This window comes from Variovorax sp. EL159 (assembly GCF_900100965.1).
GTDB lineage: Bacteria > Pseudomonadota > Gammaproteobacteria > Burkholderiales > Burkholderiaceae_C > Variovorax.
Genome location: NZ_FMUJ01000001.1, coordinates 492,352 through 517,413, shown reverse-complemented (window position 1 = coordinate 517,413; position 25,062 = coordinate 492,352). Strand labels below are relative to the sequence as shown.

The window sequence follows — 25,062 nt, the reverse complement described above, 5'->3', positions numbered from 1 at the left end:
CTTTTTACCCGAGATGCTCTCCGCCAAACCTGCAAATCCGCCGCAAGACATGTGCAGCGGGGCCAGAAACGCCGGCACAAACGTTCAGAACGTTGGTTCAGAACGTTGCCGATGGCCCCGTGCACCGAGCGGCCAACATCCAGAGAACCTGTTATGAAAATCGCTCAAGAAATCCGCGCCGGCAACGTCATCATGCACGGCAAGGACCCGATGGTCGTCCTGAAGACCGAATACAGCCGCGGCGGCCGCAACTCCGCCACCGTGCGCATGAAGATGAAGAGCCTGATCGCCAACTTCAACACCGAAGTGGTCTTCAAGGCCGACGACAAGATCGACCAGATCGTGCTCGACAAGAAGGAGTGCACCTACTCCTACTTCGCCGACCCGATGTACGTCTGCATGGACGCCGACTACAACCAGTACGAAGTCGAAGCCGAAAACATGGGCGACGCACTGAACTACCTCGAAGACGGCATGGCCGTCGAAGTGGTGTTCTACGACGGCAAGGCCATCTCGGTCGAACTGCCGACCAGCGTCGAGCGCGAAATCACCTGGACCGAGCCGGCCGTCAAGGGCGACACCTCGGGCAAGGTCCTGAAGCCCGCCAAGATCGCCACCGGCTTCGAAGTGCCGGTTCCGCTCTTCGTCTCGCAAGGCGACAAGATCGAAATCGACACGCGCACCGGCGAATACCGCAAGCGCGTCTGAGCCTGCATCGGCTGGCTGGCCAGCCAGCCCATCCCCCTTCGAAAAAGGCTCCGCAAGGAGCCTTTTTTGTTTGTCGGGCATGCCGGTTGCAACGCTGCACAATCCCACAGGTCCTTCTGTCTGGTTTCTTCATGAACAACACGCACGATCTTCACGACAAACGCCTGGCCGATGCCTGGGCCACGCTCCAGTCCCACGCCGATCACGGCCTCCCGCTCGACCCCGATCCCTCGCGCATCGCCTTCGCCGACCCCGAGTTCCTGCTGCGCCGCGAGACGCGCGGCATCCGCATGCAGCTCGAACTGATGAAGCCCGACATCGAGCAACGCGCGCACGGCATCGAGAACACCGTGGTGGTGTTCGGCAGCGCCCGCTTTCGCAGCGAAGAAGACGCCGCGGCCATGATCGCGCAGGCCGAGGCCAGCGGCGATGCCGCAGCCTCCGAGCGCTGGCGCCGGCTGGCGCGCAACTCGCACTACTACGAGAAGGCACGCGCCTTCGGCAAGCTGGTCGCGCAATACAGCAACGACAAGGAGCCGCAAGACAAGCTCTTCATCTGCACCGGCGGCGGCCCCGGCATCATGCAGGCGGCCAACCGCGGCGCGCATGAAGGCGGCGGCGTCTCGGTCGGCCTGGCGATCGCGCTGCCGATGGAAGAAGAAGCCAACCCCTACGTCACGCCGGCTCTGAGCTTCAAGTTCCACTACTTCGCCATCCGCAAGATGCATTTCATGATGCGTGCGAAGGCGCTGGTGGCGTTCCCGGGCGGCTTCGGCACGCTCGACGAACTGTTCGAGGTGATCACGCTGGTGCAGACGAAGAAGTCGAAGCCGGTGCCGATCGTGCTGTTCGGCTCCGACTACTGGAAGAAGCTGATCGACTTCGACTTCCTGGTCGATGAAGGCGTGATCTCGCCGGGCGACGTGAAGCTGTTCGAGTACGTCGACGCGCCGGAAGACGCCTGGAGCGCAATCAAGCGCTTCTACAAGCTGTAAGTTGCCAGCAGGCGCCTCGGTCAGGCGTCTGCGTCGTCCACGTCGGGATGCAGCGCCTGCTCGAAGAACCGCGTGAGCGCGCGAGCGCGGCGGCGGCGGTCGGCCACGGGGTCTGCGGCCGGACCCATCGCCACCGCGTCGTCGGCCACGCCGTGCAGCGCATTGAAAAGAATCACGGCCGTCAGGGTCGCGTCTTCCACCTCCCACACACCCGCGGCGTCGCCCTGCTTCAGCAGCGCGACGAGCTGCGTGATGACGGCGTTGTCGTTGCGCATGCGCCGGTCTTCGGGCCGGTACTCGTGAAAGACCACGTCGTGCAGGGCGACGTTGTCCAGGTAGGTTTCGAGCCCCGTCTCCACCCAGGCCTTCAGGCGAGCGCGATGCTTGTGGGCGGGATACTTGTCCATCGCATCCTGCAGGCGCGCGCAGAAGGTGTCGACGAAGCGCTGCTGCAGCGCGCCGAGCAGCGCCTCCTTCGAGGGAAAGTACAGATAGAAAGTGCCCTTGGCCACCTGCGCGCCGGCAGCGATGTCGTCGATGCTGGTGGTGGCGATGCCCTTGGAGATGAAGAGCCGCTCGGCGGCATCCATCAACGCGGCCCCACGGGTCTCGGGGGCCTTGGTGCGGCGGCGCGGCGTGGCCTCGCCATCGCCATCGGAAGGAATGGGGATCGTGACCGCGCCGCTCTTCGTCATGGACAACCTCAGGCGGCCGCTGCTGCTGTAGCAGCCGCGCGGGCGGCGCCGATGGCCGAACGCACGGAGGCCAGGTTGAACGACAGGCCGCGCGGGACCATCACGCGCTCGCTGAGCCACGCCAGCGCGTCGTCGGAATCGGCGAATGTGCTGGCAGGCACGCCGAAGAGTTTTTCGACATTCATCTTGCGGATTTTCTCGTACTGATCGGCGGGCACCACGCTCGCCATGCCCATCATATGGCGGCGAATGTCGGCGCCCCGCTCCTGCAGCCACTGCTTTGCACTGTGGGCACTGCCCTCGGGATGGACCAGCGCATCGGCGTCGGCGAACACGCGCAGCGACACGAAGGGCTCGCCGCGGTCGAGCCAGCGGTTCCAGTCTTCGGTGAAGGCCTGCATGCTTTCGAGCGTCTGCAACCCGGCCGAGACGCTGATGACGAGAGGCCATTGACTGAGGTCGTGATGAATCATGGAAGGCTCCTTGGTAAAAATCGAACGAAGTCGCGCACGAAGGCGCAGCGGCACGAGCGCAGCGGGCATGGGAAAGCAGGGCCTCAGGCGCGCGCAGGCAGTGCGGCCGTGCGGGGCCTGACGCTCAGGAGCAGCCCCGCAGCCAGCAGGCCGGCGAATCCGGCGCAGGCCATCGCGGCATGGAAGCCGCCGGCCAGCGCATCGGTCAACAGGTTGTGCGCCGTGCCCGCATCGAGCGACGCCAGCGCCCCGAGGTCGTGCCGCGAGACAGCCGCCACGGCCGCCTGCTGTGCATCGCGCAGCCCGGCCTGTTCGAGCGCATCGGCCAGCAGCGAAGTGGCACGGGTGCTCATCAGCGTGCCGAGCAACGCAATGCCGATCAGCATGCCGGCCTGGCGCAACGCATTCATGGTGGCCGAAGCCATGCCCGAGCGCTGCGCGGGCACGGACGCCATCACAGCCGTGCTGGTGGCCGGCACCGCAAGGCCGGAGCCCGCGCCCAGGAACACGAACAGGAGCGCCAGCAGCCCATAGGGTGTGTCGGACGAGAACAGCGTCAGCAGCAGCATCGAAGCGCCGATGAGCCCATAGCCAGCGACCATCAGCGAGTGCACTTCGAAGCGCCGCGCCAGGCGGCCGAACTGCGATGCCACGATGCCCGTTGCGGCGAACTGCGGCACCAGGCGCCAGCCGGTGTCGCTGGGCGACCAGCCCTGCACCTGCTGCAGGAACAGCGAGAAGAAGAACAGGCTCGCGTACGACGAGAACCCGAGCACGAACGACGCGAAATTGGTGACCGAAAAGCGCGCGTCGCGGAACAGTGCGAGCGGCAGCAGCGGCCGCGCCACGCGCGCCTCCACCATCAGGAACAGCGCGAGCCCGATCACGGCCGCCACCAGCGCGGTTGCGGCGGGCGTCGAACCCCAACCGTATTCGCCCGCGGCAATCAGTCCATAGGTCAAGGCGCCGAGCCACAGCACGCTGAGCACCTGTCCCACCGGGTCGAGCGCCGCGTGTTCGGGGTGCGAGGTTTCCTGGATGCCCCAGAGCCCGAGCCCCACCGTCAGCAGGCCGATCGGCAGGTTGATGAGGAAGATGCTCTGCCAGCCCGCGTGGTCCACCAGCAGCCCGCCGAGCATCGGCCCGAGGATCAGCGACAGCGCGGTGAACGACGACCAGCCGCCGATCACCCGCGCCCTGCTCGCGGGTTCCGGAAATGCGTGCGCCAGCAGCGACAGCGCGCCCGGAATCAGCAAGGCGCCCGCCACGCCCTGCACGGCCCGCCCGACCAGCAAGGTGAACAGGCTGCCGGCCATCGCGCACATCGCGGACCCGATGGTGAACACGATCACGCCGGTCAGCCAGGCGCGCTTGCGGCCGTAGCGATCGCCCAGCGGGCCGGCCGAGAGCATGAATGCCGACAGGCACAGCGCGTAGATGTCGATCACCCACTGCAGCCCGGCCAGGTCGGTAGAGAGCGCGCGTTGCAGCGTGGGCAGCGCGACGTTGACGATGCTCACGTCGAGCGTGGCGATGAAGCTGCCGAGATACACCGCGGCCACGAGCGCGAGACGACGGCGCGGATCGACCGCAGGCCGGGTAAGGGAGTCCATGGACGCCTTCAAGGTCATTGAGGAAGGCGCCAATACTGACTTTGGGTCAGTAAATTGTCAAACAAATGAGAATAAATCTCATCTGAAGTGTGGATTTCACATCGCCGTCATGTCAGATCTTCAAACCCCATGTAGCGCGCGCACCCAGCGCCAGCACGCCCCCGACGACCCAGAACACGCCCGCAATGCCGATCAGTGCGCCCAGCGATCCGAACAGCATCGGCATCGCGACGCTCGATGCGTTGATGGTCATGAGCCGCAGGCCCAGCGCCTCGCCATGCCGCGTGTGCGGCGTGATCTGGTGCAGCATGCTCATCACCATCGGCTGCACCGCCCCCAGCGCGAAGCCGAGCATCACCGAGCAAGCGCCCATGGCCCAGGCCGAGTCGAGCAGCGGATAGATCGCGAACATCAGCGCCGTGACCACCGTGGAGCTCAGGATCACGCTGCGTTCCGATGCGCGCGAGGCGATCAGGGGCAGCACCACGCGAATGACAGCCGCTGCAACGGCGAAGGCCCCGAGGATCGAACCGATCACCGACGCGCTGATGCCCCGCTCGTGCCCGAGCACGGGCAGCACGAAGGCGTGCACGTCCCAGCTGGACGACTGCAGCCAGTTCACGAACAGCAGGCGCCGGAACATCGGCTCGCGCAGCAGGTCCCAGGCCCGCGTCGGCACGGCGCCCGCGAGCGGCGGCGTGGGCGGCTGCTCGTGTGCGCCGCGCGCGAGCAACCAGCAGACGATGGGCAGTGCCGCCATCACCACGAAACAGATGCGAAAGGCCAGCATGTCCGCCGGCACGCGGCCCGCATGGTCGATCAGCATGCCGGCCAGGAAAGGCCCGACGAAGTTGGCCGCGGCCGGCGCGATGGCCAGCCAGCTGAACACACGCTTGAGCTGCGTCGGATCGTGCGCAGACCGGCCTACGTGCCGCTGCAGCGCGATCACGGTCGCGCCCGTGGCACCACCGGTCAGCAGCGCCGACAGGCACATCACCGGAAACACGGGGAACACCACCACCAGCCCCGCGCCGACCACCGCCGCGATCACCGACAGCCACAGCGGCCGCTTGAACCCATGCCGGTCGGCAAAGCGCCCCGCGGGCAGCGCCAGGAACACCTGGGTCAGCGCGAACAGCGAGATCAGCACCCCGACCGCTGCTGCGCTGTAGCCTTGTTGCAGCGCCAGCAGCGGCGTTGCGAGTCGCATGCCGGCCATGGTGGCATGCAGGCAAACCTGGGCGCCGATGACGCGCAGCAGTTCGGAACCTTTCACGGGAGGTCGTCGCCCTCGCTGTCGGCGGTGGGAGGCAGCAGCACCTGTGCCTGCGCCTCGGGCAAGGCCTCGACCTTGCGCAGCGCCAGGCGCATCTGCTTGGCGCGCGTGTCGGCCTTGTCGAGCGTGTCGGAGGCCTTGGCCACCTGCTCCTTGATGCGCGCGACCCATTCGCCATAGCGCTCGAACTCGGTCTTGACCGCGCCCAGCACCTTCCACACTTCGGAGGCCTGCTGCTCCAGCGCCAGCGTGCGAAAGCCCATGTGCAGGCTGTTGAGCATGGCGAGCAAGGTGGTCGGCCCGGCCAACGTCACGCGGTGCTGGCGCTGGATCGCGTCCATCAGTCCGGGCCGGCGCAGCACCTCGGCATAGAGGCTTTCGACGGGCAGGAACAGGATCGCGAAATCGGTGGTGTGCGGCGCTGCGAGGTAGTTGTCGGCGATGGACTTGGCCTCGGTGCGGATGCGCGCTTCGAGCGCCTTCGCCGCCAGTTCGGCACCCGAGGCATCGGCACGCTCGTGGGCGTCGATCAGGCGCTCGTAGTCGTCGCGCGGAAACTTGGCGTCGATGGGCAACCACACGGGCGCACCCTCTTCGCCCCGCCCCGGGAAACGGATCGCGAAGTCGACACGCTGCCCGCTGCGCGGCTTGGTCTCGATCTGCCTGGCGTACTGGTCGGGCGTGAGCACCTGCTCGAGCAAGGCCTCGAGCTGTACTTCGCCGAACACGCCGCGCGTCTTCACATTGGTCAGCACGCGCTGCAGGCTGCCGACGCCGACGGCCAGCGTCTGCATTTCGCCCAGGCCCTTGTGGACCTGTTCGAGCCGGTCGGCCACCTGCTTGAAGCTCTCGCCAAGGCGCGTTTCCAGCGTGCTCTGCAGCTTCTCGTCGACCGTCTTGCGCATCTCGTCGAGCTTGGCGGCATTGGTCTGCTGCAGCTGCGCGAGCTGGGTTTCCATGGTCGTGCGCACTTCGGACAGGCGCCGGGCATTCGATTCGCTCAGGCCTTGCAGCTGGGTGTTGAGCGTATCCGCCAGCGTTTTCTGCAGGGAAGCGAGCTGCAGCGCAAAGGCATCGAGCTGCGCGTTCTGGGTGCGCGTGGCCTCGGCGCCCTGCTGCACCAGCGACTGCTGGAAGGTGGCGAAGGCCTGGGCGGTTTCTTGCCGCGCGCCGCGCGAGTTGTCCCCGATTTCGCGGCGCAGTTCGCGCTCGGTGCGTTCACTGGCCGAGGACATCGCGGCCAGTGCGCGCAGCATGTCGCTGTGATCAGGCTGGGGTGGGCGGCGTGCGAGCAGCCAGACCACCAGCACCAGTTGGATGACTGCGAGCGCAGCCAGCAGGAGAAGAATCAGGGAAGAGTCCAAGGTCGCGGTATCGGTGCCTGTTTTTTTATTGCTTGTGGGCCGGTGGCACGGGCGTGACGGGCGTCAGCGCACCCTTGCCGCTGAACCAGGCGATGAGGTTGTCGGCCGCAAGGTCGGCCATGGCGCGGCGCGTGGGCACGGTGGCGCTGGCGATGTGCGGGGTCAGCACCACGTTCGGCACGGTCAGCAGATCGGGATGAACCTTGGGCTCGCCCTCGAACACGTCGAGGCCCGCTGCGGCGATGCGCTGCTCGCGCAGGGCCACGGCCAACGCGGCGTCGTCGACGATGCCGCCGCGCGCGATGTTGACCAGCGTGGCGGTCGGCTTCATCAGCGCGATCTCGGCTGCGCCGATGGTGTGGTGCGACGCCGGCGAATACGGCACCACCAGCACCACATGGTCGGCGGTCTTGAGCAGCTCTTGCTTGCTCACGTAGCTGGCCTTGCATTCGGCCTCGAGCGCCGCGTCGAGCCGCGAGCGGTTGTGATAGATCACCTTCATGCCGAAGCCGTGCGCGCCGCGCTTGGCAATGCCTTGGCCGATGCGGCCCATGCCGATGATGCCGAGCGTCGAGCCGTGGATGTCGGAGCCCGCGAACATGTCGAAGCTCCACTTCTGCCACTTGCCCGCGCGCAGGAAATGCTCGCTTTCGGTGATGCGGCGCGCCGTGGCCATGAGCAGCGCGAAGCCGAAGTCGGCCGTGGTCTCGGTCAGCACGTCGGGCGCATTGGTGCCGAGCACGCCGCGTGCGGCCATGGCGTCGACGTCGAAGTTGTTGTAGCCCACCGCCATGTTGGCGCAGATCTTCAGGTCGGGGCAGGCATCGAGCACCGCCGCGTCGATGCGCTCGCTGCCGGTGGTGAAGGCGCCCTGCTTGCCCTGCAGCTTCGCGATCAGCAGCTCCTTGCTCCAGCTTTCGTCGGCCTGGTTCGACTCGATCTCGAAGTGCTGCGAAAGGCGCTCGATGGTCTCGGGAAAGATCGCGCGTGCGACCAGGATCTTGGGCTTGCTCATGATGTTGTCTCTGCGCTCAGCGGAAGAAGATGAAGGTGGTGATGACGAACAGCGGAACCAGGATGGCCACGGACCACGCCATGTAGCCGAAGAAGCTCGGCATGCGAACGCCGCGGCTCTCGGCGATGGCCTTGACCATGAGGTTGGGCGCGTTGCCGATATAGGTGTTGGCGCCCATGAACACGGCGCCCGCCGAGATGGCGGCCAGCGTGGAGGCATAGGTGGTCATCAGCGCGGCCGGGTCGCCGCCCGCCGTGTTGAAGAACACCAGGTAGGTCGGCGCGTTGTCGAGGAATGAACTGAGCACACCCGTGGCCCAGAAATACATGGCCGGATCGGGCTGGCCGTTGGCGCGCGTCACGGCCGAGACGATGGCACCGAACGGGCCCTGCGTGCCGGCCTTGAGCATCGCGATCACCGGGATGATGGTCAGGAAGATGCCCGCGAACAGCTTGGCCACCTCGGCCATCGGGCCCCACTCGAACTGGTTGTCGGCATGCACCTTGGGCGAGGTGAGCTTGAACGAAATGACCGCGATCAGCGCCAGCCCGACATCGCGCACCAGCCCCGGCAGGCCGACCTCGGTGCCGAACACGTCGAACTGCACCGGCGACTTCCAGAATCCACTGAGCAGCACCAGTGCCACCACCGCGCCCAGCAACCAGAAGTTGGCGGCGCCATCGAAACCCAGGCGCCGGGTATCGGGCGTCGGGTCGGTCGGCAGCACGCCGTCTTTCCGATAGAAGTAGCGGTCGATGGCATAGAACAGCGCGAGCAGCACCGCGAGAATGAAGATCGTTTCGAGCAGGATGTTCTGCGCGGTCCAGAAGAAGCCGATGCCCTTCAGGAAGCCGAGAAACAGCGGCGGATCGCCCAGCGGGGTGAGCGCACCGCCCGCATTCGAGACGATGAAGATGAAGAACACGATGACGTGCACCTTGCGCAGGCGGTTGTCGTTCGCGCGGATCAGCGGGCGGATCAGCAGCATCGAGGCGCCCGTGGTCCCCATGAAGCTCGCGAGCACCGCGCCGATCGCCAGGATCGCCGTGTTGAGGCCGGGCGCGCCGCGCAGGTTGCCGCGGATGTGGATGCCGCCCGCCACCGTGAACAGCGCCGTCAGGAGAATGATGAACGGGATGTACTCGGCCACCAGCGCATGCACGAGCTGCACGCCCGCCAGGCCGACTCCGTAGGTTGCCGCGAATGGAAGCAGGAAGGCCAGCGCCCAGGCTGCCGAAATCTTGCCGTAGTGGTGATGCCAGAACGACGGCGTGAGCAACGGCATCAGCGCGATCGACAACAGGATGCCGGCGAAGGGCACGCCCCACAGCGGCGAAAGCCGTGCACCGTCGAAGTCGGCGGCCGAAGCCAGGGCGGGAAAGAGCATGGGCAGCGCCGCGGCCGCCATCAGTCGAAGGGTCTTTTTCATGGGTGCCGTACCGTACCAGACCGAGGTCAGGCAGGCGGCTGTTCGATCTCGAACACCTGGCGAAGGTAGGCCAAATATTTTTCGTCTTCGCACATGTTCTTGGACGGCGTGTCCGACAGCTTGGCCACCGGCTGGTCGTTGCAGTGGATCATCTTGATGACGATCTGCAGCGGCTCGTAGCCCAGGTCGTTGGTGAGGTTGGTGCCAATGCCGAAAGCCAGCTGGCAGCGGCCGCGGAACTGCTGGTACAGCTCGATGGTGCGCGGCACCGTGAGGCCGTCGCTGAAGATCAGCGTCTTGGTGAGCGGATCGACCCGGTTCGCCACATAGTGCGCCAGCATGCGCTCGCCCCACTGGAACGGGTCGCCGCTGTCGTGGCGCGCGCCGTCGAAGAGCTTGCAGAAGTACAGGTCGAAGTCGCGCAGGAAGGCGCTCATGCCGTACACGTCGGACAGCGCGATGCCCAGGTCGCCGCGGTATTCGCGTGCCCAGCTCTCGAAGCCGAAAATCTGGCTGTCGCGCAAGCGCGGGCCGAGGGCCTGGCAGGCCTGCAGGTATTCGTGCGCCATGGTGCCCAGCGGGATCAGGCCCAGCTTCATGGCGTACAGCACGTTGCTGGTGCCCGCCAGCTGCGGCAGCCGCGCGCCGGGCGCGGCCTGCGCCGGCGGCGAGGTCACGGCGCCCAGCTTGCCGTTCAGGGTGCGCAGCACTTCTTCGTGCCAGTCCTTGGAGAAGCGGCGGCGCGTGCCGTAGTCGGCGATCTTCAGGTCGGACAGGCCCGCATCCTGCAGCTGCGCGATCTTGGTTTCGAGGCGGCGGCGGCCCTCCTCGAAGTCGGGCTTCTTCTGCGTGTTGCGGAAGTAGACCTCGTTGACGATGGCCAGCACCGGGATCTCGAACAGGATGGTGTGCAGCCACGGGCCCTTGATGCGGATCTCGAGCTCGCCCGAGGGCTGGGGAATGATGTTGATGTACTTCTCGTTGAGCCGGAAGAGCCCGAGGAAGTCGACGAAGTCGCTCTTGATGAAGCGCATCGACCGCAGGTAGGCCAGCTCGGCGTCGCGGAACTGCAGCGAGCACAGGCTGCGCACCTCGTCGCGGATCTGGCCCGCGAACTGCGCCAGGTCGACACCGGGGTTGCGGCACTTGAAGCGGTACTCGACCCGGGCCCCCGGGAAGTGATGCAGAACGACCTGCATCATCGTGAACTTGTAGAGGTCGGTGTCGAGCAGGCTGTGAATGATCATGGTGCGGTACGCGATGCGTGCGGTGTCTCAAACTTTCGGCGTCGCATCGATTATCACGGGGCGCGTCGGCCTCTGCCTACGGGGCCTGGACAGCACGTCCTACCGTGAGGGGGAATCGCCCTTGCGACATTGATTTCACGGCGGCGGACATGGCCGCCGAATCAACCGCTCAAAGGAGATTCGCATGAACAAGGACACCATCGAAGGCAACTGGAAGCAGCTCAAGGGCAAGGTCAAGGAGCAATGGGGCAAATTGACCGACGACGACTTCGACGTCATCGCCGGCAAGCGCGACCAGCTGCTCGGCCGCATCCAGGAGCGCCACGGCATCAGCCGCGACGAAGCCGAGAAACAGGTCAAGGACTGGGAAGCACGCGACGGCCGCACGCCCGACGCGCTCTGGTTCGAAAAGTACTGATCGATGTGATGACGCAGCGCAGCCCGAGTGGCTGCCGCCACACCGAAGCAACACCGAATTCAACAACTCCGAAGGAAAGATTCCGATGAAGAAACATCTGCTCATGCTCGCCCTCGCCTCCACCTGTTTCGTCGCCACGCAGGCCAGCGCGATGACCAAGGACGAATACAAGGTCGCCAAAGAGAAGATCGAGGCCGACTACAAGGTCGCCAAGACCCAGTGCGACACGCTGAAGGACAACGCCAAGGACGTCTGCCAGAAGGAAGCCAAGGGCAAGGAAGACGTGGCCAAGGCCGAGCTGGAACAGCAATACCAGCCGAGCGACAGCCATGCCCGCAAGGTGGCCGAAGAAAAGGTGAAGGCCACCTATGAAGTCGCCAAGGAAAAGTGCGACGACCAGAGCGGCGCGGCCAAGGACGCCTGCGTGAAGCAGGCCAAGGCCGACGAGGCCCAGGGCAAGGCCGACATCAAGGCCATGAAGAAGTAATCATCGCGACCCGATGACTCACAGAGGCGGCGTCCATGGGCGCCGCCTTTCTTCTTGCGTCAGGCCTTCAGCGAGTCGACCACCTGCTGGAGCGCTTCGGGCAATTGCACGGGGCGCTGCGTGACGCGGTCGACGTAGACGTGCACGAAGTGGCCCTGCGCGGCCGCGGTTTCGGCGCCTTCAGCGAAGAGCGCGATTTCATAGCGCACGCTCGACCGCCCGGCCTGTGCCACGCGGATGCCCGCTTCCACCGTCTGCGGAAAGGCAATGGGCGCGAAGTAGTTGCACTGCGTCTCGACCACGAAGCCGATGGTCTGGCCCTGGTGGATGTCGAGTGCGCCGCGCTCGATCAGCAGCGCGTTCACCGCCGTGTCGAACCAGCTGTAGTACACGACGTTGTTGACATGGCCGTACATGTCGTTGTCGGCCCAGCGCGTCGGGATGCTGCGGAACGCGCGGTAGCTGCTTCGGTGGTTCGGCGTGGGTTTGGTGGCGGAGCTCATCGCGCGGCATTCTGCCAGCGGCGCCAGTACTCGAGGGCAACCTTGAAGGTGCCGACCTGTACCTGCACCGTCTCGGCGATGTCGCTGGCATAGCCACCGGCCATGGCAAAGGCGAGCGGCAGGCGGCGCTGCCAGGCCCAGTCGAACACGCGGATCGGGCAACTCGACATCGAGGTCACTCGCTTCCTTGTGGAAGGGAAAGTTCTTCTGGCCGTGCATCGAGAGCGTGAACACGCGGGGGTCGTCGCGAAAGATGCTGGCCGTGCCATTGCCCTGGTGCACATCGAGATCGATCATCGCCACCTTGAGCATGTCGGCATTCCGCGGTGCGGTCCGGATTTAGAAAGCGGCCTCTAGATTGCTGCAGAGCAACAAAAACCCCTTGCTCGCCAAACTCAGCTGCCTATACTTGAGGCCATGCTGCACCGCAACATGAACGACGAGGCAGCGCAACGTGAATCGACCACTCAATCATCCCTTCTGGAGATCTCAAATGGCTCTGACCGCTGACCAAATCCTCGCCGCTCAAAAAGCAAACCTCGAAACCCTGTTCGGCCTGACCACCAAGGCTTTCGAAGGCGTCGAGAAGCTCGTCGAACTGAACGTGACCGCTTCCAAGGCCGCCCTGGCCGAAGCCGCCGGCACCGCCCAGGCTGCCCTGAGCGTCAAGGACGCGCAAGAACTGCTGACGCTGCAAGCCAGCCTGTTCCAGCCCCTGGCCGAAAAGACCGCTGCCTACAGCCGTCACCTGTACGACATCGCCCAAGGCACCGGCGCCGAGTTCTCCAAGGCTTTCGAAGCCAAGGCTGCTGAAGCCCAGCAAGCCTTCGTCGGCCTCGTCGACAGCGCTTCCAAGAACGCACCCGCCGGTTCGGAAACCGCCGTTGCCGTCCTGAAGAGCGCCGTGGCTGCCGCCAACAACGCTTTCGAATCGGTTCAGAAGGCCGTCAAGCAAGCGTCGGACGTCGCCGAAGCCAACTTCAATGCCGTGTCGACGCAAGCCGTTGCCGCCGCCAAGACCGCGACCGCTTCGCGCAAGCGCTAAGCTGCCGACCACCACCAGTTGTCTCCTTGGGTCCTCACGGATCCAATTCAGGGCCTCATCTTCGGATGAGGCCTTTTTTTTGGCCCGGCGGCCGTCTTCGATAATGCGCGCCTCATCTCAGGAGACTTTCAATGCAGATCGACGGCAAGGTTTTTATCGTGACCGGTGGCGCTTCGGGCCTCGGCGAAGGCGCGGCGCGCATGCTGGCCGCGAACGGCGGCAAGGTGGTGATCGCCGACATGCAGGCTGAAAAGGGCGAGGCCGTTGCCCGCGACATCGGCGGCGTGTTCGTCAAGTGCGACGTGAGCCAGGAAGCCGACGGCCAGGCCGCGGTGGCCGCCGCGCAGAAGCTCGGCAAGCTCGCCGGCCTGATCAACTGCGCCGGCATTGCCCCTGCCGAAAAGACCGTGGGCAAGAACGGCCCGCACGCGCTGGCGGTGTTCAGCAAGACCGTCACGGTCAACCTGATCGGCAGCTTCAACATGATCCGCCTTGCCGCCGACGCGATGAGCAAGAACGAACCCGAAGCCACCGGCGAGCGCGGCGTGCTGATCTCGACCGCCTCGGTCGCGGCCTACGACGGCCAGATCGGCCAGGCCGCCTACAGCGCCTCGAAGGGCGGCGTGGTTGGCATGACGCTGCCCATCGCCCGCGACCTGGCGCGCAACGGCATCCGCAACATGACCATCGCGCCCGGCATCTTCGGCACGCCCATGCTGTTCGGCATGCCGCAGGACGTGCAAGACGCGCTGGCCGCCAGCGTGCCCTTCCCTTCGCGCCTGGGCACGCCCGAGGACTACGCCAAGCTCGCCAAGCACATCATCGAGAACGACATGCTCAACGGCGAAGTCATCCGTCTCGACGGAGCGATCCGCCTGCCTCCCCGCTAATGGCGGGTTGCTGCGGCGGCTTTGTGCTGCCGCTGCGGTCCAGCCGCTCGTACTGCGCGATCACCTGGGCCCCGAGCAGCACCAGCGTGGCCGCGATCTCCAGGCTCAGCAACACCACGATGGCCGTGGTGAGCGAGCCGTAGACCACATTGACCTGCGACAGCGTCGAGAAATACCAGATCAGCACGCGCCGCGTGGCTTCCCACAGCAGCGCGGCCGTGATGCCGCCCAGCAGCGCATGGCGCAGCGACATCCGGCCGGCGGGCATCACGAGGTAGAGCGAGGTCAGCATGAAGATCTCGCCGCCCAGCCCCAGCAAATACAGCAGCAGCCCTGAGATGCCCGACAGCGACCAGCTGCGCCCCAGCAGGTCGACGCTCTCGCGCCCCACCAGTTGCAGCGCGCCCGACACCAGCGTGACCAGCAGCAACCCCACGCACAGGCAGAGGATGTAGAGATAAGGCATCGCCACCGACACCAGGAAGTGGCGCTTGTGGTCGGCCTTGCGGTGATGAAAGATCACCGCCATCGCGCTTTCGAGCACGCTGAAGGCGAGCGAACTGAAGAAGATCATCGTCACCAGCAGCACCGGGCCCAGCACGTCACGATGGTCCAGAAAGCTTGAGAGCTCCGCCACGATGGCCTTCGACTGCCCTGGCAGCAGCCATTCGAGATACCGGCCGATGGTGCGCAGCAACTCGGCCTGCTCGATCACGTGCGACAACGCGATCACGCTCACGATCAGCAGCGGCACGATCGACAGCAGCGCGTAGTACGCCACCGCGCCCGCGAGCAGCAACCCCTGGTTGGCGCGAAATTCCTTGAGCGCATCCCAGATGAATCGAAGCGGATGGCGCAGCATCGGCGCGGCGTGTTGCAGGGGTTTGGGCGTCTTCATTCGTGAATTCCGGTCACGGCCAGTATGCCGTCGGGCCGTGGGCGTTCAGCCGCTTGCGTATGATTTGCCGCTCTTCGCCTACATGACCATCCCCGCTTCATTCATCCAGGAACTCATCGCGCGCGCCGATGTGGTCGAGATCGTCGGCCGCTATGTGCAGCTCAAGAAGGCCGGCGCCAATTTCATGGGCCTGTGCCCGTTCCACGGCGAGAAATCGCCCTCCTTCTCCGTCAGCCCGACGAAGCAGTTCTATCACTGCTTCGGCTGCGGGGTGCATGGCAACGCCATCGGCTTTCTGATGGAGCACGCGGGCATGGGCTTCGTCGAGGCGGTGCACGACCTTGCCGGCCAGTACGGCCTGCAGGTGCCCGAGGACGACGCCTCGCCCGCCGAGCGTGCCCGTGCCGCCAGCCAGCGCCAGAAACAGGCCACGCTGAGCGACGTGCTTGAAAAAGCGGGCGATGCCTACCGCAAGCATCTGCGGCAGGCGCCGGGTGCCATCGAATACCTGAAGGGCCGCGGCGTCTCGGGCGAGGTGGCCAAGCAGTTCGGTATCGGCTATGCACCGGCCGGCTGGCGCGCGCTGGCCAGCGTGTTCCCCGACTACGACGACCCGCTGCTCGCCGAAAGCGGACTGGTGATCGTCAACAACGAGGAAGGCCAGCTCAGCGAGAGCGAGGCCAAGCGCTACGACCGCTTCCGCGACCGCGTGATGTTCCCGATCCGCAACGTCAAGGGCGAATGCATCGGCTTCGGCGGGCGCGTGCTCGGCGACGAGAAACCCAAGTACCTGAACTCGCCCGAAACGCCCGTGTTCAGCAAGGGGCGGGAGCTTTACGGCCTGTACGAAGCCCGTTCCGCTTTCCGCGACCGTGGCTATGCACTCGTGACCGAGGGCTACATGGACGTCGTCGCCCTCGCCCAGCTCGGCTTTCCGAACGCGGTGGCCACGCTCGGCACGGCCTGCACGACGGAGCACGTGCAAAAGCTCTTTCGCTTCACCGAATCGGTGGTGTTCAGCTTCGACGGCGACGCCGCCGGCCGCCGCGCCGCACGCAAGGCGCTCGACGGCGCACTGCCCTACGCCACCGACGTGCGCAGCATCAAGTTCTTGTTCCTGCCGGCCGAGCACGACCCGGACAGCTTCATCCGCGAACACGGCGCCGAGGCCTTCGCGCGCTTCGTCACCGAAGCCACGCCGCTGTCGCGCTTCATGCTCGAAGCCGCTCGCGAGGGCTGCGACCTGACCACCGCAGAAGGCCGCGCGCACATGACCAGCAACGTGCGCCCGCTCTGGAGCGCCATGCCCGACGGCGCGCTCAAGCGCCAGTTGCTGAGCGAGATCGCGACGCTGGTTCAGCTCGACGCGCCCGCGCTGTCGGACCTCTGGGCCTCCACGCCCGGCCCGCGCAAGGCCGGCGGCGCACCCGCGCCGCAGCGCCACAGCGAGCCATCCGGTCATGGCGGTGGCGGCGGCTCAGGCAGCGATGGCGATTACTACCCGGACATGCCCCCGCCGCAGGACTTCGAGCCGCCTCGCTATGAAAGCGATAGCAAGCCCAAGTTCCAGCAGCGCAAGTTCACCAAGGGCAAGCGCTGGGGCGGCAAGTTCGAGGAGCCCATCGAGCCTCTGCGCGGACGCGGCGCGCCACCCAGCCGGCCCGACGTGGCGGTGCGGCTGCTGCTGTCGAACATGGCGCAATGGGATGCGCTGTCGCACGAGCTCCACCTGATGCTGTGCGACCTGCCCGGATCGCACGGCGCGCTGTTCACCTGGCTCGACAGCCAACTGCACGAACATGGCGTTCAGCCGTGGGCAGCTTTGCGCGAAGGCATGCGCGGGCTGGACTTCGAGGGCCTGGCCCAACGGCTGATGAGCGTTTCCGAAGCCGGCCCGGTTCCGGAGGGCGAAGAAGAACAACACCTGGCCGACGCCGCCAAGGAGCTCACCAGCGTGCTCGACTTCATGCTGGACGACCGCCTCAAGGCCCAGCAAAGCGAAGCGATCGCGGCTGTCGGCAAAGATCCCAAGGCCCTGGAACGCTACAAGGCGCTGGAGGCGCGGCGGCTTGAATTGCGAAATCGCTTGCGGCCGTCCGGTACAGAAACTGCTTGAAATTTCCGCAACACGCTATAATGTAGGGCTTCGCAACTGGCGAAATTAGGCAAGAGCGACAGCAGCACCTCCGGGCCGACCCCTAGCGCAACGCACTCCAACGGTAAATTCCGGCGGAAAGGGTCAATAACCGCAAGGACTGCATACCAAATGTTCGCCCGACATCTTGCCTGTTGAGGAATTACTTCCTCTTTCCCAATTGTTTTGTCCGTGCCTGTGCACGGGCTGTGGTGGCGTTGTCCAAAGGACGGCGCGCCTGTGATTCCGCTTGTCTTTTCTTGCCGTAACGAGGTCGTATGCCCAGTTCAAAGAAGCCTGCCATTTCACTTGCCAAAAGCGTCGCCACCAAGCCCGCAACAGAAAAACCGTTGAAAGCCGGCGCGAAGCCAGCAACTAAGACGGGTGCCGCCGCGTCCAAACCGGCAGCCGCAACGAAAGTGAAAACCGTGCCCACGAAATCGACCTCTCTCGACGATCCCAAAAAAGCTGCCGCCAAGACGGTTGCTGCCGCCCCCGCCGCCAAGAAAGTCGGCCGCCCGCCCAAGGCCGCCGGCGCTGCCGCACCCGCCACGGGCGCCAAGCGCGGCCGCAAGCCGAAGGCCGGCAATGAAGCCGCCGAGAGCGACATCGATCTGTCGGACATCGAAGAAGACCTGGCCGGCGAAGAGCCGGCGGCTGCAACGACCACCGAAGAGAAGGTCAAGCCGCTGCGCATGAAGATCAGCAAGGCGAAGGAACGCGCCTTGATGAAGGAGTTCGGCCTCGACGAGACCGTGCTCTCCGAAGAAGACCTGGCCAAGCGCCGCTCGCGCCTGAAGACCCTGATCACGCTGGGCAAGACCCGCGGCTACCTCACGCACGGCGAAATCTCCGACCACCTGCCCGACAAGCTGGTCGACGCCGAGACCATGGAAGTCGTGGTCACCATGCTCAACGACATGGGCGTGGCAGTGTACGAGCAGACGCCCGACGCCGAAACCCTGCTGCTGAACAACACCGCACCCACCGCCACCACGGTGGAAGAAGCCGAGGAAGAAGCCGAAGCGGCCCTGTCCACGGTGGACAGCGAATTCGGCCGCACCACCGACCCGGTCCGCATGTACATGCGCGAAATGGGCACGGTCGAGCTGCTGACCCGCGAAGGCGAAATCGAAATCGCCAAGCGCATCGAAGGCGGCCTGATGGCCATGATGGAAGCCATCTCGGCCTCCCCCGCCACCATTGCCGAGATCCTGCGCCTGGCCGCTGAAATCCGCGAAGGCAAGGTCGTCATCTCGACCATCGTGGACGGCTTTTCGAACCCCAACGAGGCCGACGACTACGTGGCCGAAGAAGACTTCGACGAATTCGACGAAGAAGACGACGACGACGGCAAGGGCGGCTCCAAGGCCCTGACCAAGAAGCTCGAAGAACTCAAGCGCGACGCGCTTGAGCGTTTCGACCGCATCGCCGCCATGTTCGAGAAGGTCCACAAGATCTACGACAAGGAAGGCTACGGCACGCCCGCGTACGAAAAGGCCCAGCAGGGCCTGTCGGACGAGCTGATGACCATCCGCTTCACGGCCAAGACCATCGAAAAGCTGTGCGACCTGGTGCGCACACAGGTCGACGACGTTCGCAAGAAGGAGCGCGAGCTGCGCCGCATCATCGTGGACAAGTGCGGCTTCCCGCAGGACGAGTTCATCCGCGACTTCAGCGGCTACGACAAGAACGGCAACCGCATCGCCTCGAACCTGCTGAACCTGAAGTGGGTCGAAAAGCAGGCCGCCGCCGGCAAGCCCTGGAGCGCCGTGCTCGCGCGCAACATCCCGCCGGTGCAGGAGCTGCAACAACGCCTGGCCGACATCCAGTCGCGCGTGGTGGTGCCTCTCACGCAGCTGAAGGACATCAACAAGCGCATGAACGAAGGCGAATCGTCTTCGCGCGATGCCAAGAAGGAAATGATCGAGGCCAACCTGCGCCTCGTGATCTCCATCGCCAAGAAGTACACCAACCGCGGCCTGCAGTTCCTGGACCTGATCCAGGAAGGCAACATCGGCCTGATGAAGGCGGTGGACAAATTCGAATACCGTCGCGGCTACAAGTTCTCGACCTACGCCACGTGGTGGATCCGCCAGGCCATCACGCGCTCGATCGCCGACCAGGCACGCACCATCCGCATCCCGGTGCACATGATCGAGACGATCAACAAGATGAACCGCATCTCGCGCCAGCACTTGCAGGAGTTCGGCTTCGAGCCCGACGCCGGCATCCTGGCCGCGAAGATGGAGATCCCGGAAGACAAGATCCGCAAGATCATGAAGATCGCGAAAGAGCCGATCTCGATGGAAACCCCCATCGGCGACGACGACGATTCGCACCTGGGCGACTTCATCGAGGACAGCAGCAACACGGCGCCTATCGAAGCCGCGATGCAGGCTGGCCTGCGCGACGTGGTCAAGGACATCCTCGACTCGCTGACCCCGCGCGAAGCCAAGGTGCTGCGCATGCGCTTCGGCATCGAGATGTCGACCGACCACACGCTGGAAGAAGTCGGCAAGCAGTTCGACGTGACCCGCGAACGCATCCGCCAGATCGAAGCGAAGGCGCTGCGCAAGCTCAAGCACCCCTCGCGTTCGGACAAGCTGCGCAGCTTCATCGACACGCTCTGAAGCCCGAGGCCCGGCACCCGTCGCGGTGCCGGTATCGCCTCTCGAAGAACAAAGGCCCGGAACCGCATCGCGCGGTTCCGGGCCTTTTCTTTTGTCCATGCGCGATCAGTTGGCCCAGCCTCTGGGCACGCGCCACAGGTCAGAGTGCCGCCAACCCCTCCACCAGCGCCTGCCGATCCAGCTTGCGCTGCTCGCCACGCGACCACGCGAAGATGTCGTAGCCATTGCTGAAGAGCACCGTGCCATCGGGCGCGAGATCGAAATGCGCGACATGCGATGCGACCACGCGAGGACTGGCGCGCCGCCCTTCCTGTGCGATCAGCTGCCACGAGCCCGGCACGAGGTTGCCCGCGTACTGCGGGTCGTTGCGCACCTTCGACAGCTCGATCATCCGGCCGTGCAGCCACAGTTGGCCCAGGTCCTGGTCCAGCTCGGGCGTGCGCGGGCCGCCGGCCGAACGCAGCGGCTCCTTGCCGTAGATCATCGAGAAGAAATTGAGATAGCCGAAGATCGCCTTGCCCAGGCGCAGCGGCATCATCAGCGTGTCCTTGACCACGCCGCCCGCGCGCTCGTGCGCCGGCTTTTCCACCGGCCGGCGGATGGCGTAGAGCGTGCCATCGGCCGCGATGCGCGGAACGATGTAGTCCCACTCGGGGTCGTCGAGCAGGCTGTCCATCTGGGCGCTCTTGTAGTCGAGCCAGTTCACCGTCGAATGCGCCATCGCGACGACCATGCCGTTGCCCGGATGCCGCGCCACGCCGCACGACTGGTAGACCAGGGTCGAGGCCGCGCCCGGCATCACGGCCGGCGCGGCATCGAGGCTGTCGCCACCGGTGATGGCGCCCTTGGCATTGCCTTCCTCGTCGAACACCTCCAGCTGCGCGGTGCCGTCGGGCTGCCCGATGGAGAGCACCAGGTGGCGGGTCTCGGGCACATAGGCCATGCCGAGGATCGGCGTCTGCTGCCGATGGAAAAGCCGTATCTCGCGCTTGTCGTCCAGCTCGTAGCGGAACAGGCCGACGGTGCGCCCCACGCTCAGCACGTAGTAGATGGTGCGCGGCCCGCCCATGCAGACGTGATGAAAGCGCGCCGGTGCCATCGCACCGCCCCCGCCGCCGCGGCCCCACAGCGCGGCACCTGAAAGCATGCCCTTCGACTCCTCGCGCTCGGCGTGCTTCCAGGAGGTGGTGCGGCGGCTGTCGGCCTCGCGCTGGATCAGCTCACGCGCAAACGGCGATTCGATCTGGACCGGCGCGGCCTCCCCGCCGCGCAGCCACAGCTCGCCATTGGTGATCGACAAGAACTCCTGAGCCATTCGTTGTCCTTCTTTCTTCAAGGCATTCAGGCGCGCAGTTTAGGGCGAACGGGCCCTGGCACACGGCTTCATCCGCCGCCCGGCGCGTCTGCTACGCTTGCACCCCTTCGGTGCGTGTCGTGCGCGCCCCCCTCTTTCTCCCGCCCTCCATCGATCCATGAATCCCGACGCCGACAAACTCTGGCAGGCCCCGCGTTGGGCGCTGGCCGTCCTGCTGGCGGTGCTGGGCATGCTCGGTCCTTTCTCGATCGACACCTACATCCCGGCGTTCTCGGGCATCGCGCGTTCCATCGGGGCCACGCCTGCCGAGATGCAACAGACGCTTTCGGCCTACCTGTTCGGCTTCGCGTTCATGAACCTGTTCCACGGCGCGCTGTCGGACAGCTTCGGGCGCCGGCCGGTGGTGCTCTGGGGGCTGGCGGTGTTCACGCTGGCCTCGCTGGGCTGCGCGCTGTCGCAGACCATCACGCAACTCGTGCTGTTCCGCGGGCTGCAGGGCCTGTCGACCGGAGCCGGCATCGTGGTGTCGCGCGCGGTGATCCGCGACATGTTCCCGCCCGCCGAGGCGCAGCGGGTGATGAGCCAGGTCACGATCTACTTCGGCGTGGCGCCGGCCATCGCGCCCATCGTGGGCGGCTTCCTGTTCGTGCACGCGGGCTGGCATGCGGTGTTCTGGTTCCTGGTGGCCGTGGGCGTGGTGCTGTTCACGGCCAACTACAAGCTGCTGCCCGAGACGCTGCACAAGGACCATCGCCAGCCCTTCCAGGTCCGCCACCTGATGCGCGGCTACTGGGACCTGTGCTCCGATCCGCGCTTCCTGCTGCTGGCCTTCGCCAGCGGCGTGCCCTTCAACGGCATGTTTCTCTACGTGCTGGCCGCGCCGGCCTTCCTGGGCGACCACCTCGCGCTGCAGCCGCAGCAGTTCTTCTGGTTCTTCCTGCTGACCATCGGCGGCATCATGCTCGGCGCGCGCGCCAGCGGACGCATGGCCGGCAAGGTGGCACCGAAGCGGCAGATCCGCGACGGCTTTCTCATCATGCTGGTGACCTCGGTGGTCAACGTGGTGGCCAACACCTTCTTCCAGGCGCACGTGGCCTGGGCGCTGTGGCCGCTGGCGGTGTTCGCCTTCGGCTGGGCGCTGATGGTGCCGGTGGTCACGCTGCTGGTGCTCGACCTGCACCCCGAGCGGCGCGGCATGGCCTCGTCGCTGCAGGCGGTCATCGGCTCCACCGCCAACGGCGTGGTGGCCGGCGCGATCGCGCCGCTGGTGATGCATTCGACGCTCGCGCTGGCGCTGACCTCCATGGGCATGCTCGCCATCGGCCTGGTCGCCTGGGTGTGGCTGCATGGCCGCTGGCCCGACATCGGGCGCCGGGTGGCCACCGAAGGCTGAAGCGGCGGAAGGCACGGGTTCGATGCGCCTCGCTTCCTCATTCCTGAATTACGCGCGCGCCTGGCTGCCGGGCCGCACCACCGTCGATGCCCGCGAGCGCCTGCGCGCCATGGGCGGCGCGGCGCTCGGCCTGCTGATCACCGCGCTGCTGTGCCGCTGGCTGGCCGGCGTGTTGGGCCATAACGCGGTGTGGCTGATCGCGCCGCTGGGCGCCAGCGCCGTGCTGGTGTTCGCGGTGCCCGCCAGCCCGCTGGCCCAGCCCTGGTCGGTCATTGGCGGCAACACGCTGTCGGCGCTGGTCGGTATTGCCTGTGCGAACTGGATTCCCGATCCGGCCCTGGCCGCCGCCGTTGCGGTCGGCGGCGCCATCGGGTTGATGTTCACGGCGCGCTGCCTGCACCCGCCCGGCGGCGCAGCCGCCCTGCTCGCGGTGCTGACGCACACGACGCATTTTTCTTCGGCGCTCTTCCCCGCCTTCGCGAACTCGCTGCTGCTGGTGCTCGCAGGCGTGGCCTACAACTCGCTCACCGGCCGGCGCTATCCGCACGTGCAGGTGGCACGCCCGCCCGCGGCCGACGCCCGCTTCAGCCAGGCCGACATCGACGCGGTGCTGGCCCGCTACAACCAGGTGCTGGACATCAGCCGCGACGACCTCGAATCGCTGATCCAGCAGACCGAGCTGGAGTCGTACAAGCGGCGCCTGGGCACGCTGCACTGCGCAGACATCATGTCAGCCCAGCCCATCTCGGTGGAGTTCGGCACGCCGCTGCAAGAGGCATGGGCGCTCATGCACGAGCGCCGCATCAAGGCCCTGCCCGTCACCGACCGCACGCGCCGCGTGGTCGGCATCGTCACGCAGGCCGACTTCTTCCGGCAGCTCGATCTGCAGCACCACGAAGGCATCGCCGGCAAGCTGCGCGACCTGATCCGCGCCACCCGCACCGTGATGTCGAACAAGCCCGAGGTGGTCGGCCAGATCATGACGCGCCAGGTGCGCGTGGCCAGCGCCGACCGGCCGGTGGTCGAACTGGTGCCGCTGTTCTCCGAAGGCGGCCACCACCATATCCCCATCATCGACAGTGAAAAGCGGCTCACCGGCATGATCACGCAGTCGGATTTCGTGCGTGCCCTCTACCGTGCCGTGCGGCCGGAGATGTGAAACTTTTCAAGGAGCGCGCATGGCTTGGGTCGTGTTGTTTTTCGCGGGTCTGCTCGAAATAGGCTGGGCCATCGGCCTCAAGTACACCGACGGATTCACCAGGCTCTGGCCATCGGTCGGCACGGCGCTTTCGATGGTGCTCAGCGTGGTGCTGCTGGGCTGGGCGATGCGCTCGCTGCCCGTGGGCACGGCCTACGCGGTATGGACCGGCATCGGCGCGGTGGGCACGGTGATCCTGGGCATCGTGCTGTTCCACGAGCCGGCCAACGCGGCGCGGCTGATCTGCGTGGGCCTCATCGTCGCGGGCATCCTGGGGCTCAAGCTCACGAGCCAGGCCTGAGCCCCGGCACCCCTACTCCAGGACCACGTTCGCCTTCTTCACCAGCGCCGCATAGCGTGCCGCCTCGCTGCGAAAGTAGCTGGCCGCCTGCTCGGGCGAGGTGGGCTTGATGATGTTGCCCTGCTTGTCCATGGCCTCGCGCACGTCGGCACTGGTGAAGGCCGCGACCACTGAGTCATGGACGCGCTGCACGTCGGCCGCCTGCATCTTCGGCGGCCCGATCACCGCGAACCAGCCTTCGATGCCGTAGTTCGGCAAGCCTTGCTCGGCGATGGTCGGAATGTCCGGCGCCGCGGGCGAGCGCGCCGGCCCGCACAGGCCGATGGCACGCAGCGCACCGCTTCGGATGTGCTGCTGCACCGCCGGCAACGCGACCACGCCCATCTCGACTTGCCCGGCGATCATGTCGGTCACCATCGGACCGGTGCCCTTGTAGGGAATGTGCCGCGCCTTCACGCCGGCCTCGTCCATGAACATCTCGCCCGCCAGATGGATGATGGTGCCGTTGCCCGACGAGGCGTAGTTGTAGCCCCCGGGCTTGGCGCGCAGCAGCGCCACCAGTTCCTTCACGTTCTTCGCCGGCAGGTTCGGATTGACCAGCAGCACCAGCGGCGTGGCGCCCACCACGCTGATCGGCGTGATGTCGTTGATGGCATCGAAGGGCATCTTCTTGAACACGCTGGGGTTGATGACGTGGTTGTTCGACACCATCCCCAGCGTGAGCCCGTCCGGCGCCGCCTTGACGATGGCCGACGCACCGGTGATGCCGCCCGCCCCGGGCAGGTTCTCGATGACCACCGGCTGGCCGAACGATTTGCCGAGCGCGACTGACGCGGCGCGCACGATGGTGTCGACGCCCGAGCCGGCGCTGATCGGCAGGATGAATCGGATGGGTTTGTCGGAGCCCTGCGCAAGCGCGGGACATGCCGCCAGCGCGGCAGCGGCTGCGCCGAAGCCCAAGGCGGCGCGGCGGTTCATCAGGGGAAGAATCCGGGTCATCGTGTTGTCTCTCTTTATGGTTTTGAAAAATCT

24 protein-coding genes and 1 pseudogene are annotated in these 25,062 nt (G+C 65.9%); 11 read left to right on the top strand and 14 right to left on the bottom strand.

The window, feature by feature from the left end; genetic code table 11:
* Positions 1 to 153: 153 nt before the first annotated feature.
* Both efp and BLQ28_RS02435 read left to right on the top strand, forming a co-directional pair.
* Complete coding sequence (gene efp, locus BLQ28_RS02440) at positions 154 to 708, top strand: elongation factor P (protein WP_093236965.1); 555 nt, start codon at positions 154 to 156, stop codon at positions 706 to 708.
* A 131-nt stretch (positions 709 to 839) separates the two neighbouring features.
* Positions 840 to 1,703, top strand: coding sequence for an LOG family protein (locus tag BLQ28_RS02435; RefSeq protein ID WP_093236964.1), 864 nt, complete (start codon positions 840 to 842; stop codon positions 1,701 to 1,703).
* 20 nt (positions 1,704 to 1,723) lie between these two features.
* On the opposite strand, the gene BLQ28_RS02430 is transcribed toward BLQ28_RS02435, so the two are convergent.
* The 8 genes from BLQ28_RS02430 to pncB all read right to left on the bottom strand — a co-directional run bounded on the left by BLQ28_RS02430 (position 1,724) and on the right by pncB (position 10,815).
* Positions 1,724 to 2,398 carry a TetR/AcrR family transcriptional regulator gene (locus BLQ28_RS02430; RefSeq protein WP_093236963.1) on the bottom strand — a complete coding sequence of 225 codons (675 nt, stop codon included), beginning with the start codon at positions 2,396 to 2,398 and terminating at the stop codon, positions 1,724 to 1,726.
* Positions 2,399 to 2,406: 8 nt separating this feature from the next.
* Positions 2,407 to 2,871, bottom strand: a complete 465-nt coding sequence (locus BLQ28_RS02425) for a hypothetical protein (RefSeq protein WP_093236962.1) — start codon at positions 2,869 to 2,871, stop codon at positions 2,407 to 2,409.
* Positions 2,872 to 2,954: 83 nt separating this feature from the next.
* The gene (locus BLQ28_RS02420; RefSeq protein WP_093236961.1) at positions 2,955 to 4,484 is read right to left on the bottom strand and encodes an MFS transporter; all 1,530 of its coding nucleotides are present in this window, start codon (positions 4,482 to 4,484) and stop codon (positions 2,955 to 2,957) included.
* Between the two features lie 112 nt (positions 4,485 to 4,596).
* Entirely contained in the window at positions 4,597 to 5,760 is a 1,164-nt protein-coding gene (locus BLQ28_RS02415; protein WP_093236960.1) for an MFS transporter, read from the bottom strand.
* On the bottom strand, positions 5,757 to 7,124 hold the full coding sequence (locus BLQ28_RS02410) for a DNA recombination protein RmuC (RefSeq protein WP_093236959.1): 1,368 nt from the start codon (positions 7,122 to 7,124) through the stop codon (positions 5,757 to 5,759). The genes BLQ28_RS02415 and BLQ28_RS02410 overlap by 4 nt, the downstream gene beginning before the upstream one ends.
* Before the next feature lie 25 nt (positions 7,125 to 7,149).
* Complete coding sequence (locus tag BLQ28_RS02405) at positions 7,150 to 8,139, bottom strand: 2-hydroxyacid dehydrogenase (RefSeq protein WP_093236958.1); 990 nt, start codon at positions 8,137 to 8,139, stop codon at positions 7,150 to 7,152.
* A 16-nt stretch (positions 8,140 to 8,155) separates the two neighbouring features.
* A complete protein-coding gene (locus BLQ28_RS02400) occupies positions 8,156 to 9,568 on the bottom strand; it encodes a sodium:proton antiporter (RefSeq protein ID WP_093236957.1) in 1,413 nt (470 codons plus the stop codon).
* Positions 9,569 to 9,594: 26 nt separating this feature from the next.
* The gene (gene pncB / locus BLQ28_RS02395) at positions 9,595 to 10,815 is read right to left on the bottom strand and encodes a nicotinate phosphoribosyltransferase (RefSeq protein ID WP_093236956.1); all 1,221 of its coding nucleotides are present in this window, start codon (positions 10,813 to 10,815) and stop codon (positions 9,595 to 9,597) included.
* Between the two features lie 184 nt (positions 10,816 to 10,999).
* Here pncB and BLQ28_RS02390 point away from each other — a divergent pair, with 184 nt between their 5' ends.
* Together BLQ28_RS02390 and BLQ28_RS02385 are read left to right on the top strand one after the other, a co-directional pair.
* A complete protein-coding gene (locus tag BLQ28_RS02390; protein ID WP_093236955.1) occupies positions 11,000 to 11,233 on the top strand; it encodes a CsbD family protein in 234 nt (77 codons plus the stop codon).
* Positions 11,234 to 11,318: 85 nt separating this feature from the next.
* Positions 11,319 to 11,720, top strand: coding sequence for a hypothetical protein (locus BLQ28_RS02385; RefSeq protein ID WP_093236954.1), 402 nt, complete (start codon positions 11,319 to 11,321; stop codon positions 11,718 to 11,720).
* Between the two features lie 59 nt (positions 11,721 to 11,779).
* On the opposite strand, the gene BLQ28_RS02380 is transcribed toward BLQ28_RS02385, so the two are convergent.
* Positions 11,780 to 12,223 (bottom strand): acyl-CoA thioesterase, encoded by a 444-nt coding sequence (locus tag BLQ28_RS02380; RefSeq protein ID WP_093236953.1) that lies wholly within the window; start codon positions 12,221 to 12,223, stop codon positions 11,780 to 11,782.
* Positions 12,220 to 12,547: pseudogene (locus tag BLQ28_RS02375) on the bottom strand (histone deacetylase); the annotation flags it as partial. The pseudogene BLQ28_RS02375 and the gene BLQ28_RS02380, both read right to left, overlap by 4 nt.
* A 169-nt stretch (positions 12,548 to 12,716) precedes the next feature.
* Here BLQ28_RS02375 and BLQ28_RS02370 point away from each other — a divergent pair.
* Both BLQ28_RS02370 and BLQ28_RS02365 read left to right on the top strand, forming a co-directional pair.
* Positions 12,717 to 13,268, top strand: a complete 552-nt coding sequence (locus BLQ28_RS02370; RefSeq protein WP_093236952.1) for a phasin family protein — start codon at positions 12,717 to 12,719, stop codon at positions 13,266 to 13,268.
* Between the two features lie 131 nt (positions 13,269 to 13,399).
* Entirely contained in the window at positions 13,400 to 14,158 is a 759-nt protein-coding gene (locus BLQ28_RS02365; protein ID WP_093236951.1) for a 3-hydroxyacyl-CoA dehydrogenase, read from the top strand.
* Here BLQ28_RS02365 and BLQ28_RS02360 read toward each other — a convergent pair.
* Complete coding sequence (locus BLQ28_RS02360) at positions 14,118 to 15,056, bottom strand: YihY/virulence factor BrkB family protein (RefSeq protein WP_093236950.1); 939 nt, start codon at positions 15,054 to 15,056, stop codon at positions 14,118 to 14,120. The two genes, BLQ28_RS02365 and BLQ28_RS02360, sit on opposite strands and share 41 nt — an antisense overlap.
* 82 nt (positions 15,057 to 15,138) lie before the next feature.
* On the opposite strand from BLQ28_RS02360, the gene dnaG reads away from it, so the two are divergent.
* A complete protein-coding gene (dnaG, locus tag BLQ28_RS02355; protein WP_093237669.1) occupies positions 15,139 to 17,172 on the top strand; it encodes a DNA primase in 2,034 nt (677 codons plus the stop codon).
* A 181-nt stretch (positions 17,173 to 17,353) separates the two neighbouring features.
* Here the strand turns inward: dnaG and BLQ28_RS33190 are convergent, their stop codons facing one another.
* Positions 17,354 to 17,626: a hypothetical protein gene (locus tag BLQ28_RS33190; protein ID WP_256327145.1), complete on the bottom strand. Its 273-nt coding sequence runs from the start codon at positions 17,624 to 17,626 to the stop codon at positions 17,354 to 17,356.
* Here BLQ28_RS33190 and rpoD point away from each other — a divergent pair.
* The gene (gene rpoD, locus BLQ28_RS02350; RefSeq protein WP_256327144.1) at positions 17,619 to 19,823 is read left to right on the top strand and encodes an RNA polymerase sigma factor RpoD; all 2,205 of its coding nucleotides are present in this window, start codon (positions 17,619 to 17,621) and stop codon (positions 19,821 to 19,823) included. The two genes, BLQ28_RS33190 and rpoD, sit on opposite strands and share 8 nt — an antisense overlap.
* Positions 19,824 to 19,962: 139 nt before the next feature.
* Here rpoD and BLQ28_RS02345 read toward each other — a convergent pair whose 3' ends face one another.
* The gene (locus BLQ28_RS02345) at positions 19,963 to 21,138 is read right to left on the bottom strand and encodes a hypothetical protein (protein WP_093236948.1); all 1,176 of its coding nucleotides are present in this window, start codon (positions 21,136 to 21,138) and stop codon (positions 19,963 to 19,965) included.
* Between the two features lie 157 nt (positions 21,139 to 21,295).
* Here BLQ28_RS02345 and BLQ28_RS02340 point away from each other — a divergent pair, with 157 nt between their 5' ends.
* Genes BLQ28_RS02340 through sugE form a run of 3 tightly spaced genes read left to right on the top strand, consistent with a single transcriptional unit; the run spans position 21,296 to position 24,030 of the window.
* A complete protein-coding gene (locus BLQ28_RS02340; RefSeq protein WP_093236947.1) occupies positions 21,296 to 22,531 on the top strand; it encodes a multidrug effflux MFS transporter in 1,236 nt (411 codons plus the stop codon).
* Between the two features lie 22 nt (positions 22,532 to 22,553).
* A complete protein-coding gene (locus BLQ28_RS02335) occupies positions 22,554 to 23,690 on the top strand; it encodes an HPP family protein (protein ID WP_093236946.1) in 1,137 nt (378 codons plus the stop codon).
* Between the two features lie 19 nt (positions 23,691 to 23,709).
* Complete coding sequence (sugE, locus tag BLQ28_RS02330) at positions 23,710 to 24,030, top strand: quaternary ammonium compound efflux SMR transporter SugE (protein ID WP_093236945.1); 321 nt, start codon at positions 23,710 to 23,712, stop codon at positions 24,028 to 24,030.
* A 12-nt stretch (positions 24,031 to 24,042) separates the two neighbouring features.
* On the opposite strand, the gene BLQ28_RS02325 is transcribed toward sugE, so the two are convergent.
* Complete coding sequence (locus BLQ28_RS02325; protein ID WP_093236944.1) at positions 24,043 to 25,029, bottom strand: tripartite tricarboxylate transporter substrate binding protein; 987 nt, start codon at positions 25,027 to 25,029, stop codon at positions 24,043 to 24,045.
* Positions 25,030 to 25,062 lie beyond the last annotated feature (33 nt).